Annotated in this window: 19 protein-coding genes; 12 read left to right on the top strand and 7 right to left on the bottom strand. The window is 60.3% G+C overall.

Annotation, left to right across the window (positions count from 1 at the left end):
- The 6 genes from puuE to FHT85_RS03505 all read left to right on the top strand — a co-directional run bounded on the left by puuE (nt 1) and on the right by FHT85_RS03505 (nt 3,620).
- The gene (puuE, locus tag FHT85_RS03530) at nt 1-924 is read left to right on the top strand and encodes an allantoinase PuuE (RefSeq protein WP_112411554.1); all 924 of its coding nucleotides are present in this window, start codon (nt 1-3) and stop codon (nt 922-924) included.
- A gap of 1 nt (nt 925) precedes the next feature.
- Nucleotides 926-1,423, top strand: coding sequence for a 2-oxo-4-hydroxy-4-carboxy-5-ureidoimidazoline decarboxylase (gene uraD, locus FHT85_RS03525; protein WP_112334231.1), 498 nt, complete (start codon nt 926-928; stop codon nt 1,421-1,423).
- Nucleotides 1,424-1,652: 229 nt separating this feature from the next.
- Nucleotides 1,653-2,015: a DUF86 domain-containing protein gene (locus FHT85_RS03520; protein ID WP_112411555.1), complete on the top strand. Its 363-nt coding sequence runs from the start codon at nt 1,653-1,655 to the stop codon at nt 2,013-2,015.
- A gap of 7 nt (nt 2,016-2,022) precedes the next feature.
- Nucleotides 2,023-2,523 (top strand): ureidoglycolate lyase, encoded by a 501-nt coding sequence (locus FHT85_RS03515; protein ID WP_112411556.1) that lies wholly within the window; start codon nt 2,023-2,025, stop codon nt 2,521-2,523.
- A complete protein-coding gene (gene uraH, locus FHT85_RS03510) occupies nt 2,520-2,876 on the top strand; it encodes a hydroxyisourate hydrolase (RefSeq protein WP_112399148.1) in 357 nt (118 codons plus the stop codon). The genes FHT85_RS03515 and uraH overlap by 4 nt, the downstream gene beginning before the upstream one ends.
- 3 nt (nt 2,877-2,879) lie before the next feature.
- The gene (locus tag FHT85_RS03505; RefSeq protein WP_112411557.1) at nt 2,880-3,620 is read left to right on the top strand and encodes a metallophosphoesterase family protein; all 741 of its coding nucleotides are present in this window, start codon (nt 2,880-2,882) and stop codon (nt 3,618-3,620) included.
- Here FHT85_RS03505 and FHT85_RS03500 read toward each other — a convergent pair.
- The 3 genes from FHT85_RS03500 to puuD are packed head-to-tail and all read right to left on the bottom strand — an operon-like array spanning nt 3,617 to nt 7,346.
- On the bottom strand, nt 3,617-4,756 hold the full coding sequence (locus tag FHT85_RS03500) for an alpha-hydroxy acid oxidase (protein WP_112399146.1): 1,140 nt from the start codon (nt 4,754-4,756) through the stop codon (nt 3,617-3,619). The two genes, FHT85_RS03505 and FHT85_RS03500, sit on opposite strands and share 4 nt — an antisense overlap.
- Before the next feature lie 47 nt (nt 4,757-4,803).
- Nucleotides 4,804-6,111: a guanine deaminase gene (guaD, locus tag FHT85_RS03495; RefSeq protein ID WP_112411558.1), complete on the bottom strand. Its 1,308-nt coding sequence runs from the start codon at nt 6,109-6,111 to the stop codon at nt 4,804-4,806.
- Nucleotides 6,108-7,346, bottom strand: a complete 1,239-nt coding sequence (gene puuD / locus FHT85_RS03490; protein WP_112411559.1) for a urate hydroxylase PuuD — start codon at nt 7,344-7,346, stop codon at nt 6,108-6,110. Before puuD ends, guaD begins: the two co-directional genes overlap by 4 nt.
- A gap of 215 nt (nt 7,347-7,561) precedes the next feature.
- On the opposite strand from puuD, the gene FHT85_RS03485 reads away from it, so the two are divergent.
- Entirely contained in the window at nt 7,562-7,897 is a 336-nt protein-coding gene (locus tag FHT85_RS03485; RefSeq protein WP_112334790.1) for a hypothetical protein, read from the top strand.
- 3 nt (nt 7,898-7,900) lie between these two features.
- Here FHT85_RS03485 and FHT85_RS03480 read toward each other — a convergent pair whose 3' ends face one another.
- Nucleotides 7,901-8,797, bottom strand: a complete 897-nt coding sequence (locus FHT85_RS03480) for a LysR substrate-binding domain-containing protein (protein WP_112334239.1) — start codon at nt 8,795-8,797, stop codon at nt 7,901-7,903.
- Between the two features lie 102 nt (nt 8,798-8,899).
- On the opposite strand from FHT85_RS03480, the gene FHT85_RS03475 reads away from it, so the two are divergent.
- A complete protein-coding gene (locus FHT85_RS03475) occupies nt 8,900-9,103 on the top strand; it encodes a hypothetical protein (protein WP_112399144.1) in 204 nt (67 codons plus the stop codon).
- A 32-nt stretch (nt 9,104-9,135) separates the two neighbouring features.
- On the opposite strand, the gene xdhB is transcribed toward FHT85_RS03475, so the two are convergent.
- From xdhB to FHT85_RS03460, 3 genes are all read right to left on the bottom strand, one after another.
- A complete protein-coding gene (gene xdhB / locus FHT85_RS03470) occupies nt 9,136-11,472 on the bottom strand; it encodes a xanthine dehydrogenase molybdopterin binding subunit (RefSeq protein ID WP_112411560.1) in 2,337 nt (778 codons plus the stop codon).
- A 3-nt stretch (nt 11,473-11,475) separates the two neighbouring features.
- On the bottom strand, nt 11,476-12,945 hold the full coding sequence (gene xdhA / locus FHT85_RS03465) for a xanthine dehydrogenase small subunit (protein WP_112411561.1): 1,470 nt from the start codon (nt 12,943-12,945) through the stop codon (nt 11,476-11,478).
- Nucleotides 12,946-13,016: 71 nt separating this feature from the next.
- Entirely contained in the window at nt 13,017-13,793 is a 777-nt protein-coding gene (locus tag FHT85_RS03460) for a 3-hydroxybutyrate dehydrogenase (protein ID WP_112334243.1), read from the bottom strand.
- A gap of 221 nt (nt 13,794-14,014) precedes the next feature.
- Here FHT85_RS03460 and glpK point away from each other — a divergent pair, with 221 nt between their 5' ends.
- The 4 genes from glpK to FHT85_RS03440 all read left to right on the top strand — a co-directional run bounded on the left by glpK (nt 14,015) and on the right by FHT85_RS03440 (nt 18,280).
- On the top strand, nt 14,015-15,517 hold the full coding sequence (glpK, locus tag FHT85_RS03455) for a glycerol kinase GlpK (protein WP_112411562.1): 1,503 nt from the start codon (nt 14,015-14,017) through the stop codon (nt 15,515-15,517).
- 178 nt (nt 15,518-15,695) lie between these two features.
- Complete coding sequence (locus FHT85_RS03450; protein ID WP_112411563.1) at nt 15,696-16,499, top strand: membrane-anchored protein; 804 nt, start codon at nt 15,696-15,698, stop codon at nt 16,497-16,499.
- Between the two features lie 153 nt (nt 16,500-16,652).
- Complete coding sequence (locus tag FHT85_RS03445; protein WP_112334246.1) at nt 16,653-17,027, top strand: YciI family protein; 375 nt, start codon at nt 16,653-16,655, stop codon at nt 17,025-17,027.
- The gene (locus tag FHT85_RS03440; RefSeq protein WP_112411564.1) at nt 17,024-18,280 is read left to right on the top strand and encodes an RNA polymerase sigma factor; all 1,257 of its coding nucleotides are present in this window, start codon (nt 17,024-17,026) and stop codon (nt 18,278-18,280) included. Before FHT85_RS03445 ends, FHT85_RS03440 begins: the two co-directional genes overlap by 4 nt.
- Nucleotides 18,281-18,285 lie beyond the last annotated feature (5 nt).

Raw genomic sequence — 18,285 nt, 5'->3', positions numbered from 1 at the left:
ATGTCGGAAATCTATCCCCGTAATCTTATCGGCTACGGCCGCCACACGCCGGATCCGAAATGGCCTGGCGATGCCCGCATCGCGGTGCAGTTCGTGATCAATTATGAGGAGGGCGGGGAAAGCTGCATTCTCGACGGTGATCCTGGGTCGGAAAACCTGCTGTCCGAGATCGTTGGCGCGGCCTCCTGGCCGAACCAGCGTAATCTCAATATGGAATCGATCTACGAATATGGCTCGCGTGCCGGCTTCTGGCGGCTGTGGCGCATGTTCACCGAACTCAAGGTTCAGGCGACGGTCTATGGCGTGACGCTGGCCATGGCGCGCAATCCGGAAGCGGTTGCCGCGATGAAGGAAGCCGGCTGGGAAATCGCCAGCCACGGCTATCGCTGGCTGGAATACAAGGATTTCTCCGAGGATCTGGAGCGCAAGCACATTCTCGAAGCCGTTCGGCTGCATACCGAACTCACCGGCGAGCGGCCCTACGGGATGTACCAAGGCAAGCCGTCCGACAATACGCTGCGGCTCGTCATGGAGGAGGGCGGTTTCCTCTATTCCTCCGATTCCTATGCCGACGATCTACCCTTCTGGGTCGATGGTCTCAACGGCAAGCCGTTCCTGATCATCCCCTATACGCTTGAGACCAACGACATGCGCTTTGCGACGCCGCAGGGCTTCAATTCCGGTGACCAGTTCTTCACCTATCTCAAGGATGCCTTCGACACGCTCTATGAAGAGGGCAAGCATGGTAGCCCGAAGATGATGTCCGTCGGCCTGCATTGCCGTCTCGTCGGCCGCCCCGGTCGCGCCGCGGCCCTGCGCCGGTTCATCGAATATGTGCAGAAGCACGACAAGGTCTGGATCCCGAAGCGCATCGAGATCGCCAACCATTGGTATGAGAATCACCTTCCCGGGGGCGCGCGCTGATATGATCTCGCGGGACGATTTTGTCGGCCGCTTCGGCGGTGTCTTCGAACATTCGCCTTTCGTTGCCGAGCGCGCCTATGATGCCGGCGCCATAGTCGGGCCGCTGACCTCCGGCGGCGTGCATGCCGCGCTGGTGCGGGCCTTCCGTGCCGCCAGCGAGGCGGAGCGACTTGGCGTGCTGCGGGCACACCCCGATCTCGCCGGCCGGCTGGCGATTGCCGGCCAGCTGACCGAGGATAGCCGCAAGGAACAGGCCGGTGCCGGGCTCGACCGGCTGAGCCCCGAGGAGCACGCCCGGTTTACCGAACTCAATGCTGCCTATGTGACGAAATTCGGCTTTCCGTTCATCATCGCGGTCAAGGGGCTCGGCAAGGACGATATTCTTGCCGCCTTCGAGACGCGGATCGACAATAGCAGGGATGCGGAGTTTGCGACCGCAGCAGCGCAGGTCGAAAAGATCGCTCTCTTGCGTCTGCAATCCATGCTGCCTGAAGCCTGACGCTTGGTCTCAGGACCGTGATCCTTCCTGATCATGTCCCTGGGCTGATTTCCCGTCGAGATACGCGCTATTTTTCGGTCTACTCATGGCTTAGTATCCGCTTGGCAGGATACTGAGCCATGGGGCCACGGAACGCATTGGACAGAGATAGAAGCGGATGGATGATTGGTGACGCCAAAAGGCGCGTCATCGCACCGGAATCGGGTATTGCTGGCGGAGGAAAGCCAGCATGAGCCTGGATCGACTGATTACCTACCTCGAACGCATGCAGCATGCTGCATCCGAAACTGGCCATTTCCTCAGGGAAACCAATCAAGCGACATTCTCAAAGAATGCCGAGAAACAGCGCGCCGTCGGCATGAATCTTCTGCTTATCGGCGAGGTCGCCGCACGCATTGCCGAGGACTATCCGGAGTTTGTCGTTGACCATCCTGACGTGCCTTGGCATGTGATGAGCGACTTCCGGAATCGGATTGCGCAAGGGTATGTCGACATCGAGTTGGTGGCCCTGTGGGATATCGCTCACAAATCTCTTCCGGAGTTGCTCCTGCAACTGGACTCCATTCGCCACTGGCGAGCGGAAGGCGAATAATCATTCAATGACACAGCATCTCGATATCAATCCTTTGACAAAGGTCGCATTCGCGCCGTTCGGCGATGTCATCGAGGCCGATCCAGCAACCATGCGGTACATTAATGGCGGCACGACAGAGCGTTTCCATGCGTTGTCCAGCGCCGAGGCTATCGGAGAGGGAGCGCGGGTTATCCTGAACCTCTTTCGCGGCCAGCCGCGGGCTTTTCCCTTCTCGATCGACATGATGGAGCGCCATCCGTTCGGCAGCCAATGCTTCGTGCCGCTGAACGGCCGTCCGTTCCTCGTCGTTGTCGCAGAGGATGAGAGCGGCAAGCCGGGCAGGCCGAAGGTTTTCCTGGCGCGTGGCGACCAGGGCGTGAACTATCGGGCCAACGTCTGGCATTATCCGTTAATGGCACTCGACGAGCCGAGCGATTTCCTTATCGTGGATCGCGATGGGCCTGGAAACAACTTGGAAGAGTATTTCTTCGACACGCCCTTCATCATCGGAGCACCGACGCTATGACCGGACTGACCACCCACGTGCTCGATACCGCTCTCGGCAAGCCGGCCGAAGGCCTGGTGATCGATCTCTTTAGGATCGAGGGCAATGTCCGCAGGCATGTGAAGACGGTCACGACCAATTCGGATGGCCGCGTGGATGGTGGTCCAATCCTCATCGGCGAAAGCTTCGTTGCAGGCACCTATGAGCTGCTGTTTCGGGCCGGGGACTATCTGCGTGCCACTGGCGCCAAGCTGCCGGAGCCGGCTTTCCTCGATCTCGTACCAATCCGCTTCGGCATCGCCGATACGACGGCGCATTACCACGTGCCGCTGCTGATCTCGCCCTACGGCTATTCCACCTATCGCGGGAGCTGAGACATGCGCTTTGCAGCCATTGCGGACATCCACGGCAATCATTTAGCGCTCGAGGCAGTGCTTGCCGATATCCGCAGGCAGGGCATCACTGAGATCGTCAATCTCGGCGACTGCTTCAGCGGGCCGCTTACGGCGGGCAAGACGGCGGACATGTTGCTGGAATTGAATGCGCCGACGGTGCGCGGCAATCACGACCGCTATCTGATCGAGCTGGCGCCCGAAGCGATGCATGTTTCAGATCGGGCAGCGCATTCTGAATTGACGGAACGTCACCTTGAATGGCTGCGCGCCTTGCCGGTCAGCACAGTTTATCTGGATGAGGCTTATCTCTGCCACGCGACACCGGCTGATGACAATGTCTATTGGCTCGAATCCGTCTCTACGGACGGTCAGGTCTATCTGAAGCCTCTGGAAGAGATCGAGGCGCTGGCTGCCGGCATCGATTTTCCGGTTATCCTGTGCGGGCATACCCATATTCCGCGTGCCGTCAGGCTTTCCGATGGGCGCCTGATCGTCAATCCCGGCAGCGTCGGCTGCCCGGCCTATGACGATGATCTGCCCAATTTTCATAAGGTGGAAGCCGGCCATCCCTTTGCTTCTTACGCCATTCTGGAAAAGACTGGTGATCATTGGCTGCCGGTCTTCCGGCAGGTCGTCTATGATCACTTGGCGATGGCGAAGCTCGCGGCGCAGAACGGCCGCGAGGAGTGGGCGAGCGGTCTTGCGACGGGCTGGCTGCGTTAGAAATCAGCTAGAATCGACCGATCCACGGCCTTGATGTCCCGCTTGCCGCAGAGGGCCATGGAAATATCCAGCTCCTTGCGGATGATCTCGAGTGCGAGCGTCACCCCTTCCTTGCCCATGGCGCCGAGGCCATAGAGGAAGGGGCGGCCGATGAAGGTGCCCTTGGCGCCGAGTGCTACGGCCTTGAGCACGTCCTGACCTGAGCGTACGCCGCCATCCATATGCACCTCGATCTTGTCGCCGACGGCATCGACGATCCGCGGCAGCATGCTGATGGAGGAATGGGCGCCGTCAAGTTGCCGGCCACCGTGATTGGAGACGATGATGGCATCGGCGCCAGTATCGACGGCTGCTTTTGCGTCCTCGACATCGAGAATGCCCTTGATGATCAGCGGGCCACCCCATTGCTCCTTGATCCAGGCGACGTCGCTCCAGGAGAGCTTGGGGTCGAACTGCGAATGCGTCCAGTGCGACAGCGTCGTCATGTCGGAAATATCCTTGGCATGGCCGATGATATTGCCGAAGGAGCGGCGCTTGGTCTTCAGCATACCCATGCACCAGCCCGGCCGCGTGGCCATCTGCCAGATGTTCCTTGCGGTCATTTTCGGCGGTGCCGACAATCCGTTGCGGATATCGTTATGGCGCTGGCCGAGGATCTGCAGGTCGGCCGTCAGCACAAGCGCCGAGCATTTTGCCGCCTTGGCGCGATGGATGAGATCGAGGACGAAATCGCGATCCTTCATCACGTAGAGCTGAAACCAGAAGGGCTGCTTCGTCACCGAGGCGATGTCCTCGATCGAGCAAATGCTCATGGTTGAAAGCGTAAAAGGAATGCCGAATTCCTCGGCCGCGCGCGCGGCTAGCATTTCGCCGTCGGCGTGCTGCATGCCGGTCATCCCTGTCGGCGCCAGCGCCACCGGCATCGAGGCCTTTTGGCCGACCATCGTGGTCGCCAGCGACCGGTCGGAAATGTCGACGAGCACGCGCTGGCGCAGCTTGATCTTGGCGAAATCCGCCTCGTTCGCCTCATAAGTCGACTCCGTCCACGAACCGGAATCGGCATATTGGAAGAACATTTTCGGCACGCGCCGCTGCGCAAGCGTCTTCAGTTCGGCGATGGTCAGCGGCGCGGTCATGGCTCTTTGCCTTCTGAATAGTTATACGGAGGTGGGTTCGGATTGCCTCATGGCAGGGTCGATTTCATCGGCTTTCCGGCGACATAGGTTTCGAGGATGGCGCGGTCGTCACCCATGGTCTGCAGCAGGAACAGTTCTTCGGTGAGGCTCTTCGTCACCTCCATCTTCAGCGCCATGGCCGGGGTTGCGGCTGCGTTGAGGACGATCAGATCGGCTTCGGTTCCGGCGTCGAGCGTGCCGATCTTATCGACGAGGGAGAGAGACTCGGCATTCCCACGGGTCATGTAATAAAAGCTCTCCAACGGGTTCAGCCGCTCGCCGAGCAGTTGCTGAATTTTGTAGGCCTCGTCCATGGTGCGCAGCATGGAATAGCTGGAGCCGCCGCCGATATCGGTGGCGACACCGATGCGAACGGGTTTCTCGCGGCGGGCCAGCGCCTTCAGCGGGAAGAGGCCGGAGCCGAGGAAGAGGTTCGAGGTCGGGCAATGCACGGCGACGGCACCGGCTTCGCTCATCGCGTCGGCTTCGCGCTCGGAAAGATGGATCGCATGGCCGAACAGGCTCTTGGGACCGAGCAGTCCGTAGCGGGCATAGATGTCGGTATAGTCGATCGCGTCCGGATAGAGTTCGCAGGTGAACTTGATCTCGTCGTGGTTCTCGGAAAGATGTGTCTGGATATGTAGATCCGGGAATTCGCGGGCAAGCGCGGCCGTTGCCTCCATCTGCGCCGGTGTGGAGGTGATGGCGAAGCGCGGAGTGATGGCGACATGGTTGCGGCCCTTGCCGTGCCAGTCAGCGATCACCTGCCGGGTCTCGTCATAGCCCATCTCGGGCGTATCGAGCAGGCCCTGCGGGGCATGGCGATCCATCATCACCTTGCCTCCTACCATGCGCATGTTGCGGCGCATAGCTTCGGCAAAATAGGCGTCGGCGGAGGTTTTATGGACCGAGCAGTAGGCGACGGCCGTCGTTGTGCCGTGGCGGATCATCTCGTCATAGAAATGCGTGGCGATACGCTCCGCATGCGCACTTTCCACGAAGCGACATTCCTCGGGGAATGTATAGGTGTTCAGCCATTCCAGAAGGTTGGCGGCGTAGGAGGCGATCACCTGCATCTGCGGGAAATGCAGGTGCATGTCGATGAGGCCAGGCAGGATCAGATGCGGCCGATGGTCGATTTCGGTTGCACCTTTCGGCGCCTGTGCCTTGATATCGGCATAGCGGCCCGTCGCGACGATCAAGCCGTTTTCGATCAGCAGCCCGCCATCGCTTTCATAAGCGTAGCTGTCGGTATCATCGAGGCTTTGCGGCAGGCGCTTGAAGGAAAGCAGGCGGCCGCGCAGAAGGGTGGTCATTGGCTCTTTTCTCCGATGGAGCTTTCGAACCAGGCGACCAGCAGCTTGCGTTCCTCCGGCGTGACGTCGGTGACGTTGCCGGGCGGCATGGCATGGCTGCGGCCGGCCTGGATATAGATCTCCCGGGCATGCATAGCGATTTCCGCGTCATTTTCCAGCGTTACGCCCTTCGGCGGGCGGACAATCCCCTCATAGACGGGTTCGACCGCATGGCACATTGAACAGCGTGTCGAGACCATCTGCTTGACCGCTGGGAAATGGGCGTCGGAGGCGAATTGCTGGAAGGCGGGAGTGACTGCGTTCGCTTCCTTCTCGCCAGTCAGCACCTTCGGAACGGTGGAGAGCCACATGATGACGATGAAAAGGACTATCGTGACGATCCAGGTCCAGGTCGGGCGGCCTTTGCGCGCATGCGTGGTGTTGAACCAGTGACGGATGGTGACGCCCATCAGGAACACCAGCGCTGCAATAATCCAGTTGAACTGCGTGCCGAAGGCCAGCGGATAGTGGTTCGACAACATGAAGAAGATGACGGGTAGCGTCAGGTAATTGTTGTGGAGTGAGCGCTGCTTGGCGATGCGGCCATATTTCGGGTCCGGCGTGCGGCCGGCGATGAGGTCGGCGACGACGATCTTCTGGTTGGGGATGATGATCATGAAGACGTTGGCAGACATGATCGTCGCGGTAAAAGCACCGAGATGCAGGAAGGCGGCGCGGCCGGTGAAGAGATGCGTATAGCCCCAAGCCATGAAGACCAGGACGGCATAAAGCACGATCATCAGCCCCCAGGTGTTGTTGCCGAGCGGCGACTTACACAGCAGGTCGTAGATGATCCAGCCGATGGCGAGCGACGCCAGCGAAATCAGGATCGCGACGGGAACGCTGACATCGAGCACGTGGCGATCGATGAGGAAGAGGTTGGCGCCGCCGTAATAGACAATGCACAGCATCAGGAAGCCGGATAGCCAGGTGAAATAGCTCTCGTACTTGAACCAGGTCAGGTGTTCCGGCATCTGCGCGGGGGCGACGAGATATTTCTGGATGTGATAGAAACCGCCGCCGTGAACCTGCCATTCCTCGCCATAGGCGCCGGGCGGAAGATGCGGGCGCTTCACCAGTCCGAGATCGAGCGCGATGAAGTAGAAGGACGAACCGATCCAGGCAATGGCGGTTATGACGTGGAACCAGCGGGCGGCAAAGGCCAGCCATTCCCACGCTATGGCGTATTCGTACATTCAGTTCCCCTTTTTCTTCCTCCGACTCGATACCTTGCAGAATGTTGAGTGCGGATGGAAGAGGGGTTTTGATGTGCCGGTAAAAAGCAGCAGTCTTGTCTAGCGTCCGGGGCGCATTAGATCAGATTATGGCAGTTATTTAATAAAATGCCCCTGGCTGCTTGGAGCGGGCCGTGTCCGCGGCAGCCGTCTATTTTTTCGACGGAGAATTGCCCATGCGTGGTATTCTGGCGTTCGTATTTTTTCTTCTCTCAGCAACCTTTGCTCTGGCGCACGAGGCGCCCTCCGGCTGGTCCTACGACCCTTATTGTTGCAATGGCGACAGCAAGACGGGCGATTGCGAGATGATTCCGTCGCGCACCGTCACCATCGTGCCCGGCGGCTATCGAGTGACGCTCAATCCCGGCGACCATCGCTATGTAACGCACGCGCATATCTTCAATCTGCCGCAGGGTAAGACGATGCGCTCCCCGGACGGAGCCTATCATCTCTGTCTGTTTCCGGACGAGAACACCCCGCGTTGCTTTTATGCGCCCGACATGGATTACTGAGCGCTATTCCAGCGGCATGCCGAATTCGCAGAGGAGCCAATCCCTGAAGGCGCGGATTCGCGGCGTATGACGCCTGTTTTCCGGATAGGCGATCCAGTAGTCCGTATTGTCGGACGAAAGAATATCAAAGGGCTGGATCAGCCGGCCGGAAGCTAGATCATCCGCATAGAATTCCGGGGTCAAGATGGCCACGCCCTGACCGGCCAATGCTGCGCTCGCCTCGAAGGACTGGGCGCCGAGCCTGCTGCGCGGCCGGCCCTGAAGGCCAGGGTCGGGAACACCGGCTTCCTGAAACCATTGAGCCCACCATGGGTCGCCTGCGTCGATGATGCGGAGCTTCAGGAGATCGGCCGGTTCGTGGATGCCGCCGATCGACTCCGCAAGCGCCGGGCTCAGCATCGGCGTAAAATAGACCTTCATCAGGAGGTGCGAGCGCAGGCCGGGCCATTGGCCGCGCCCAGTGCGGATGGCGATGTCGGCGGACTCCCGGGCGAAGTCTATGATCGAACCCGAGGTATCCAGCCGGACGGCGATATTGGGATGCTTCAGCTGAAACGAACCGAGATGACGGGCCAGCCATTGCGAGGCGAAGGTAGGGGTCGAATGGATGCATAGCGTCGTTTCGACTTCGCCTCTGATCGAAGTCATGGCCTCCTGCAGCATGGCAAAGGCTTCCGACACTTTCGGTGCAAGCTGTTCTCCGGCCTTGGTCAACAGGATCTGCCGCGGGCGGCGCAGGAATAGCGGCTCGCCCAAAGTCTCTTCCAGCAGCTTGATCTGATAGCTGACCGCCGTCTGTGTCATGCCAAGCTCCTCGCCGGCCCGCGTGAAACTGCCGTGCCGGGCGGCGGCCTCAAAGACGCGGAGCGCATTCAGCGGAAAGCGCATGGACAATTTCATGGATAAGTTCTCTTTATGCATGCAGACGATAGTTCGATTGGAATTTCAGCATTTTTCGCGCCAGACTGCAATTCATATCATTGATCTGACTGAGGTATCGTCATGGATTGCTATGTCGTGGAACAGGTGGAAACCGTAAGGCCAAGCATTCTGGCTCGTCTTCTGGAATCGGTGACGCAGGCCTTTGTCAGCCACGCGGAGCCGTCGCCGCATCTCGATCTCAATGAGATGCCGGACCGCCTGAAGCGGGACCTTGGATTTCTTGATGGGCGGGAGCCGCGTTATGAAGACTGCCGACTGTTGTAGGGGGTAGGGAGTGAAAGCCCAGAGAAGGACAATCACATCCCCTTCAGCCGCTCGACCGCCATGAGCACCCGTTCCGGTGTTGCTGGCGCATCGAGGCGCGGGCAGACGCGATAATCCGCGACGCTGGCAACCGCCATCGATAGTGCCTCCAGCACGGATATGCTGAGCATGAAGGGCGGCTCGCCCACGGCCTTCGAGCGGCCGATGGTGGCCTCGGTATTTTCGGACCATTCCGCCAGCCGCACATTGAAAATCTTCGGACGGTCGGAAGCGAGCGGAATCTTGTAGGTGGACGGCGCGTGCGTGCGCAGCCGGCCCTTCGCATCCCACCAGAGCTCCTCCGTCGTCAGCCAGCCCATGCCCTGCACGAAGGCACCTTCCACCTGGCCGATATCGATCGCTGGGTTGAGGGAGCGACCGACGTCATGAAGGACATCGGCGCGGTCGATCAGGTATTCGCCCGTCAACGTATCGATCGACACTTCCGAGCAGGCAGCGCCATAGGAGAAGTAGTAGAAGGGCGTGCCGCGGCCGGCCTTGCGATCCCAATGGATCTTCGGCGTCTTGTAGAAACCGGCAGCCGAGAGCTGGACGCGGGCGAAATAGGCCTGCTTGACGAAATCGGGGAAGGGGATTTCCGTTTCTCCGATGCGAACGCGATTGGGGAGGAACTGCACTTCGTCAGCGCCGACGCCCCATTTCTCTGTCGCAAAGGCGACGAGCCTTTCCTTGATCTGCCGGGCAGCGTCATAGGCGGCCATGCCGTTCAGGTCCGAGCCGGAGGAGGCAGCGGTTGCCGATGTGTTCGGCACCTTGCCTGTTGTCGTCGCGGTGATCTTTACCCGGTCGATATCGACTTGGAAGCTGTCGGCCAGAACCTGCGCCACCTTCGTATATAGGCCCTGGCCCATCTCGGTGCCGCCGTGGTTCAGATGGATGGAACCATCCTGATAGATATGCACCAGCGCGCCGGCCTGGTTGAAGGCGGTCATGGTGAAGGAGATGCCGAATTTCACCGGCGTCAGCGCGATGCCCTTGCGGATGAAGCGGCTGGAACGGTTGAATTCGATGATGGCCTTGCGCCGCGCCTGATAGTCGGAACTCTGTTCGAGCTCGTCGACGACGCGGTTGATAATGTTGTCCGTGACCTCCTGATGATAGGGGGTCAGCGTCAGGCCCGAGCCCGGCTGGCCGTAGAAATTGGCGCGGCGGATTTCGAGCGGGTCCTTGCCGAGCGCATAGGCGATCTCCTCGATCATGCGCTCGCCGCCGACCATCCCTTGCGGGCCGCCGAAGCCGCGGAAAGCGGTATTGGAGACGGTATGCGTCTTCAGTGGTTTCGAGACCAGATGCACATGCGGGTAGAAATAGCTGGAATCCGCATGGAACAGCGCGCGGTCGGTGACGGGGCCGGAAAGGTCGGAGGAAAAGCCGCAGCGCGCGGCATAGGTGGCGTCGACGGCGTGGATGCGGCCTTCTTCGTCGAAACCGACTTCGTAGTCCACGAGAAAGTCGTGCCGCTTGCCGGTGGCGCTCATGTCCTCGTCGCGATCGGGCCGGAATTTAACGGCACGCCCGAGCTTCTTGGCGGCGACGGCGGCCAGCGCTGCAAACTGGTTGCCCTGCGTTTCCTTGCCGCCGAAGCCGCCGCCCATGCGGCGCACATTGACGGTGACGGCGTTGGACGGGATGTTCAGGACATGGCCGACGATGTGCTGGATTTCGCTCGGATGCTGCGTCGACGACCAGACGGCGACTTCATCGTCCTCGCCGGGGATCGCCATGGCGATATGGCTTTCGAGATAGAAGTGCTCCTGACCGCCGATGCGCATCTGCGCCTTGATCCGATGCTTTGCATTCGCCATCTCGGTTTCGGGCTCGCCGCGCTTCAGGGTCATCGGCTCGTAGACGAGCGGTGCGCCATTGGCGAGCGCGCCATCGATATCGCTCCAATGCGGCAGGTCGCGATAATCGATCTTGGCAAGGCCCGCGGCACGCCGGGCGGCATCGCGGGTCTCGGCGATGACAGCGAAGATCGGCTGTCCGTGGAATTCGACCTTGGTCTCGGCGAGCAGCGGCTCATCATGCATACCGTTGGAGCTGGTGTCGTTGACGCCGGGAATATCGGCCCCCGTGAAGACCCAGACGACGCCCGGATAGGCTTTTACTGCCGAGAGATCGACGCCGGCGATCTCGGCATGAGCACGGTCGGAAAGGCCGAGCGCGCCATGCAGCAGGCCGGCCGGTTCGGGAATGTCATCGATATAATCGGCGGCTCCGGTCACATGCTTATGTGCCGAATCATGCCTCAGCGACCCATGCATCGAGCCGTTGATGACCTTGCGCTCCTCGAAGGTGGATTTGTCCATGGCTCAGACCTCCGCCATCGCGAAACGCTTCAATTCCTGCGGCGCACCCGATGTTTCCAGATAGAAGCGGATGAGGAGGTTCTTGGCGGTCAGCTGGCGATACTCGGCCGAGGCGCGCCAGTCGGTGAGCGGCGTGTAATCGGCGTCGAAGGCGTTGCGTGCGGCCATGACGGTTGCTTCCGTCCACGGCTTACCGATCAATTCCGCCTCGACCGTGCGAGCGCGCTTCGGCGTACCGGCCATGCCGCCGAAGGCGATGCTGATATCTGCGACATTACCGGCTGAATCCAGTGACAGATGGAAGGCGCCGCAGGCGGCCGAAATATCCTCGTCGCGGCGCTTGGAGATCTTGTAGACGGCGAAATGCGCATCCTTGGCCGGATAGGGCACGAAGATGCTCTCGACGAACTCGCCGGGATTGCGGTCCTGCTTGCCGTAATCGATGAAAAAATCTTCGAGCGGCAGGCTGCGCGCCCCCGCCGCCGAGCGCAGCTTGACCGTTGCGCCGAGGGCGATCAGCGGCGGCGGCGTGTCGCCGATCGGCGAGCCGTTGGCGATATTGCCGCCGATCGTGCCCATGTTGCGCACCTGCTCGCCGCCGATACGGTTGATGAGGTTGGCAAAAGCGGGGATCTTTTCGGCGATAACAGCAAAGGCGCGGCTGTAGGTGACGCCGGCGCCGATGGTCAGGCCTGCATCTTCAACGGTAATTTTCTGCAGATCGGTCAGATGGTTGATGAAGACGACCGGGTTCAGCCGGCGCATCTGCTTGGTGACCCAGAGGCCGACATCGGTCGACCCGGCAACGACGGTCGCGGTCGGCTCGTCGGCAAGCACCTGCGCCAGTGCCGATACTGAACCGGGCACGATGAGACGATCCTCGCCCTCGGAAATCTCGATGGTATCGCCACCCTGCATTGCCCAGAGGCGGGCGATGATATCGGCCCTGGTCTTTTCGAGCGGGTCGAAGAGCGCGCTCGGCCGCTTCTGGCTCACCTGTTCGGCGGCCTTGACGATCGGCTCATAGCCCGTGCAACGACAGAGATTGCCCTGCAGCGACTTTTCGATCTGCGCCCGGCTTGGCTTTTCCGTCGTCAGCCAGAGGCCATAGAGCGACATGACGAAGCCCGGCGTGCAGAAACCGCATTGCGAGCCGTGGCAATCGACCAGCGCCTGCTGCACAGGGTGAAGCGTGCCATTTTGAGCTGCAAGATGCTCGACGGTGACGACATGGGTCGCATGCAGCGAGCCGACGAAACGGATGCAGGCATTGACGGATTCATAGTACAGCCCGCCATCGATCAGCCGTCCCACAAGCACCGTGCAGGCGCCGCAATCGCCCTCCGCGCATCCTTCCTTCGTTCCCGTCAGCCGCCGGTTGAGACGCAGGAAGTCGAGCAGCGTCTCGGTGGGGCGCAGGCCGGATAGAGTGATATCCTCGCCGTTGAGGATAAAGCGGATGCTGTCGCTCATGTCGTTCCCGTTTATTGTCCATTTTGCGGGTCCGGAGGCGCTCACGCGAATCCGGCCCTAACCGTCAATGGTTATTCCGCGGTCCAGCCACCGTCAATCGAGACATGCGTGCCGGTCACCTGGCGCGCCTCGTCGCTCGCAAGGTAGAGCGACAGGGCGCCGATCTCTTCAGCCTTGACGAACTCATGCGTGGGCTGGGCCTTGAGGATGACTTCGTTCTTGACCTGCTCCTCGGTCATGCCGCGTGCCTTGGCCGTGTCCGGGATCTGCTTTTCCACAAGCGGGGTCAGGACGTAGCCAGGGCAAATGGCATTCACCGTCACGCCGAATTCGGCAAGCTCGAGCGCCGCCGTTTTGGTCAGGCCTAATATACCATGTTTTGCCGCGACATAGGCGGATTTGAAGGGCGAGGCGACCAAGCCATGCGCCGAGGCGATGTTGATGATGCGCCCGTATTTCTTCGCTTTCATCAGCGGAATGGCGGCGCGGATGGTGTGGAAGGAGCTGGAGAGATTGATCGCGATGATCTGATCCCATTTCTCGATCGGGAAATCCTCGATTTTCTCGACATGCTGGATACCGGCATTGTTGACGAGGACATCGACGCTGCCGAAGGTGGAGTTGGCAGTCGCGATCAGATCGGCGATCTCGGCGGGCTTCGTCATGTCGGCCGGATGATAGATCACCTTGCCGCCGCCGGAGGCTTCGAGCTTCGTCTTGATCGCATCGATTTCCTCGGGCTTTCCGAAGCCGTTGATGACGACGTTATCGCCCTTGGCGGCGAAGGCGGCCGCGATGGCGAGGCCGATACCGCTTGTGGAACCGGTGACGACAACTGTTCTTGCCATGATCTTCTCCTTGGACAGCGCAGCTTCCTGCTGCAGTGCAAAACCGTTTCAGCCTAGTCCCAAACCCGCGGATATGGCAATCGTAATGCTGCCAGCCCTTTGGCCACGATGCCGTGAACAGGAAAGCGCATATTTCAGCGAAAAATTTCGTTTTGCTTTCTTTTCACATTCGTTTTGCTCGCGTATCTGTTGTTTCGGGACGCAACAGGCGGGAGGAATGCATGAGCGGTTATGTCTTGGCGATCGATCAGGGAACGACGTCGACGCGGGCTATCGTTTTCGACGGCAAAATGAAGGTTGCTGGTGTCGGGCAGAAGGAATTCGCCCAGTATTATCCGAAGCCCGGCTGGGTGGAGCACGATCCGGAAGAAATCTGGTCCTCCGTCCTCGTCACCGTCCGCAAGGCGATCGAGGCTGCCGGCATCACCGCCAAGGATATTGCCGCACTCGGCATCACCAATCAGCGCGAGACCGTCGTCGTATGGGAGCGCGAGACCGGCAAGCCAATCCACAACGCCATCGTCTGGCAGGACCGCCGCACGGCGAGCTATTGTGAGAAACTGAAGCGTCAGGACCTGGAAAAGCTCTTTATCCGCCGTACCGGCCTGCTGCTCGATCCCTATTTTTCCGGCACCAAACTGTCCTGGCTGCTCTCCAACGTGAAGGGCGCGCGTGCCCGCGCCGCCAAGGGCGAGCTTTGCTTCGGCACCGTCGATACATTCCTGATCTGGCGTCTGACTGGCGGCAGGAGCTTCGTCACCGACGCCACCAATGCCTCGCGGACGCTGATGTATAATATCGGCGCGAACGAATGGGATGAGGAGCTGCTCGATATCCTGCGCGTTCCTGCTGCCATGCTGCCTGAAGTGAAGGATTGTGCCGCTGATTTCGGCGTCACGGAGGTCACGCATTTCGGCGCTGAAATCCCAATCCTCGGCGTTGCCGGCGATCAGCAGGCGGCGACGATCGGCCAGGCCTGTTTCGAACGCGGCATGATGAAATCCACCTATGGCACCGGCTGCTTCGCGCTGCTCAACACCGGCGCGGACATGGTGCGTTCGAAGAATCGCCTTTTGACCACCATCGCCTATCGGCTGAATGGCGAGACGACCTATGCCCTCGAAGGCTCGATCTTCATTGCTGGCGCCGCCGTACAATGGCTTCGCGATGGGCTGAAGGCCATCCAGCGCGCTTCGGATTCCGGCGAGTTGGCGGCCAAGGCCGATCCGCTGCAGGAGGTCTATCTGGTGCCAGCCTTTACCGGCCTCGGCGCACCGCATTGGGACCCGGATGCGCGCGGCGCGATCTTCGGGCTGACGCGCAATACCGGACCTGAGGAAATCGTCCGAGCGGCGCTGGAGGCCGTCTGCTATCAGTCGCGCGATCTCCTGGATGCCATGCATAGGGATTGGCGCAACGGCAACGGGGAAGGGACAGTATTGCGCGTCGACGGGGGCATGGTGGCTTCCGACTGGACCATGCAGCGGCTTGCCGATCTGCTGGACGCACCGGTCGATCGCCCGACGATCCTCGAGACGACCGCGCTGGGTGCCGCCTGGCTTGCTGGCAGCCGCGCCGGCGTCTGGCCGGATCGTGCCGGTTTTGCCAAAGCCTGGGCACGCGACAAGCGCTTCGAGCCCGGCATGGATAACAAGACCCGAAACGCGAAGCTCAAAGGCTGGAAGAACGCGGTCTCGCGCACCTTGAGTACACGGCAGGGGTGATCGGTACTCATCGACTGCTCACCCTAGGTTATGCCGTGTAAGATTTCTTTATTTTGCTTATATAAGTGCGCGCAGCGATACTCGTCTTGTTCGTGGCTCGGGGAAGATTGCGGGCCACGTTTCGCCGGACCGCGCCCTTTGAGGGCGGACGCCTTCTCAAGAGACGATAAAGCGAATAATGGCTGCTCAATTTTCCGAACTGAAGAAACATTACTATCGGCAGATCAAATATCATCTGACCCGGCCGAAGCCGCCGATGCTGGCCGAGCGGTTCGATGGACCTGTTCTGGTCGTCGGCTCGGCGCCGGTTTCGAACAAGCCGGTGGATTTCGATGAAAGCTTCAAGGTCATCACGATCAACGGTTCGCAGATGGTGACGAAGGCTTGGGGGATCGAGGCGCCCGATGTGACGCTCGTCCAGTTCAACCAGATCGAAGGCACGAACACCAATGCCGTCGAGGTGCGCCGCGTTCTGAACGGCGAACGGACCAAGATGCTCTACGTCCTGCTCTGGCGGAAAGAGCGTGAGCGGCTGGAAGAGGGGTTGCGGAAGTTCAATTACAGCTACGACAAGCTGGAGATCGTCGATCGCTACAAGCGCATGGCGCTGCTTGACCGCGTCGGCGGGGTGAAATGCAGCGAGCTCGGTGCGGACGACAAATGCTCGAACGGTATAAATGCCGTGCTCTTCGCGATCTATAACGGCGCGAGCGAAGTCATCATCACCGGCATCAATCCCGATTCCGGCGGGCACGTCTATAATCAGGAAAATCTGGCGCGGCTGCATGTGCGCAAGGACCGCGAGGTTCTCGAGCGGCTTCTCGAGCGCGGCTATCCGGTGTTTACAAGCGACCCAGCCGTGTCGCAATCGATCGGTCTACCTTTATGGAAGGGTAAGACGGAGGCCGGCCGGACAGTGGAAGCCGATGCCAAGGGTAAGCGGCCGGCACCGCTAACAGCTGCGGCCGTCATCAATTCTTGAGATAAGGGCTCGCCAACGCTCAATCTGCGGCTGACGCTGCGCTTGCCGGGCGATCCGGCGTGGAAACTCCTTACGCCCTCCTCCATATTTTTTTGACGTAGCCTGTCGGTGCAGGTGATATTCCTTCGTCTTTAAAGGGAGAAGGGAATCTCAATGCTTTACGCGATCCTATGCTACAACGACGAAGACACCGTGTTTGCCTGGTCCAAGGAACAGGAAGACGCGACGATGGCACGGTTGATTGCCGTGCAGGAGCCGCTGGCAAAGGCTGGCAAGCTAGGGCCCGTGGCACGGCTGATGCCGACGACGGCAGCAACGACCCTGCGCAAGGGCAAGAACGAGCCGATCGTCATTGACGGTCCCTTCGCTGAAACGAAGGAGCAGTTGCTCGGTTTCTACGTGGTCGATTTCGAAACTCTCGACGAAGCCATCGGTTTTTCGAAGGAGCTTGCCGCGGCCAATCCCGGTGCCGGCTCCTATGAAATCCGTCCGCTTTACGTCTTCCGGCCGGGAGCTGTTGCGACATGACCGACATTGCCTGGATCGACATCGCGCTTACCAATGCCCGGCCACAGGTGATGGGCGCGCTCTTGCGCTATTTCCGCAATCTCGACACCGCCGAGGAGGCCTTTCAGGAGGCCTGCCTCAGGGCCTTGAAGACCTGGCCTGACAAGGGGCCGCCGCGCGATCCCATTGCCTGGCTGATTTTCGTCGGTCGCAACAGCGGCATAGATACCGTGCGAAAGCAGGCCAAATTGCAGAGCCTGCCGGATGAGGAGACGATCTCCGATACGAGCGATGCCGAAAGCGATCTCGCTGAGCGGCTCGATGGCTCCGGATATCGCGATGATATTTTGCGATTGCTCTTCATCTGCTGCCATCCGGATCTGCCTGCGACGCAACAGATTGCGCTGGCGCTGCGCATCGTTTCCGGCCTTTCGGTGCAGCAGATTGCCCGCGCCTTCCTCGTTAGCGAAAGCGCGATGGAGCAGCGCATTACAAGAGCTAAGGCGCGCGTCGCCGCAGCAGGCGTTCCTTTTGAGACGCCGGGCGCGGTGGAGCGGAGCGAAAGGCTGGCGCTCGTCAGCGCCATGATCTACCTCATCTACAACGAAGGCTATTCGGCCGGCGGAACGCATCGCGAGGCGGCCGCCTTCGCCGACGAGGCGATCCGGCTTGGCCGGCTGCTGTTGCGGATCTTTCCCTCCGAGCCGGAGACCATGGCGCTGCTGGCGCTGATGCTCCTGCAGCAATCGCGCAAGGCAGCGCGGTTTGATGCCAATGGACAGATCATCCTTCTGGAAGATCAGGATCGTTCGCTCTGGGATCGCACGTCAATTGATGAGGCGCTGGCCCTCCTCGACAAGGCGATCCGCCATCGCCGGCCCGGCCCCTATCAGGTTCAGGCGGCAATCGCAGCGCTGCATTCCCGGGCAAAGCGGGCTGAGGATACGGACTGGGAAGAGATCGACCTTCTCTACCAGATGCTGGAGCGGCTGACGCCGTCACCCGTCGTCACGCTCAATCGCTCGGTTGCGCTCTCAAAGCTCAAGGGGCCGGAGGCCGCTCTGGCGCTGATTGCAACGCTGGAAGCACAGCTCGACAGCTATTTCTACTTTCATGGCGTCAGGGGCGGCCTGCTTGCACAACTGGGCCGCTCGCAAGAGGCACGCGTCGCCTTCGACAGGGCGATCGCGCTCGCCCGTTCGCCCGCTGAAGCAGCCCATATTCGTTATCAGCTCGATCGTCTGAGCGCGGATGCTCTTGCGGCTGCAAAATAATCAAA

Origin of the sequence: Rhizobium sp. BK312 (genome assembly GCF_014193605.1) — a bacterium.
GTDB lineage: Bacteria > Pseudomonadota > Alphaproteobacteria > Rhizobiales > Rhizobiaceae > Rhizobium.
Note: the sequence above shows the minus strand (reverse complement) of the source record. Positions and strands in the feature narration are given on the sequence as shown.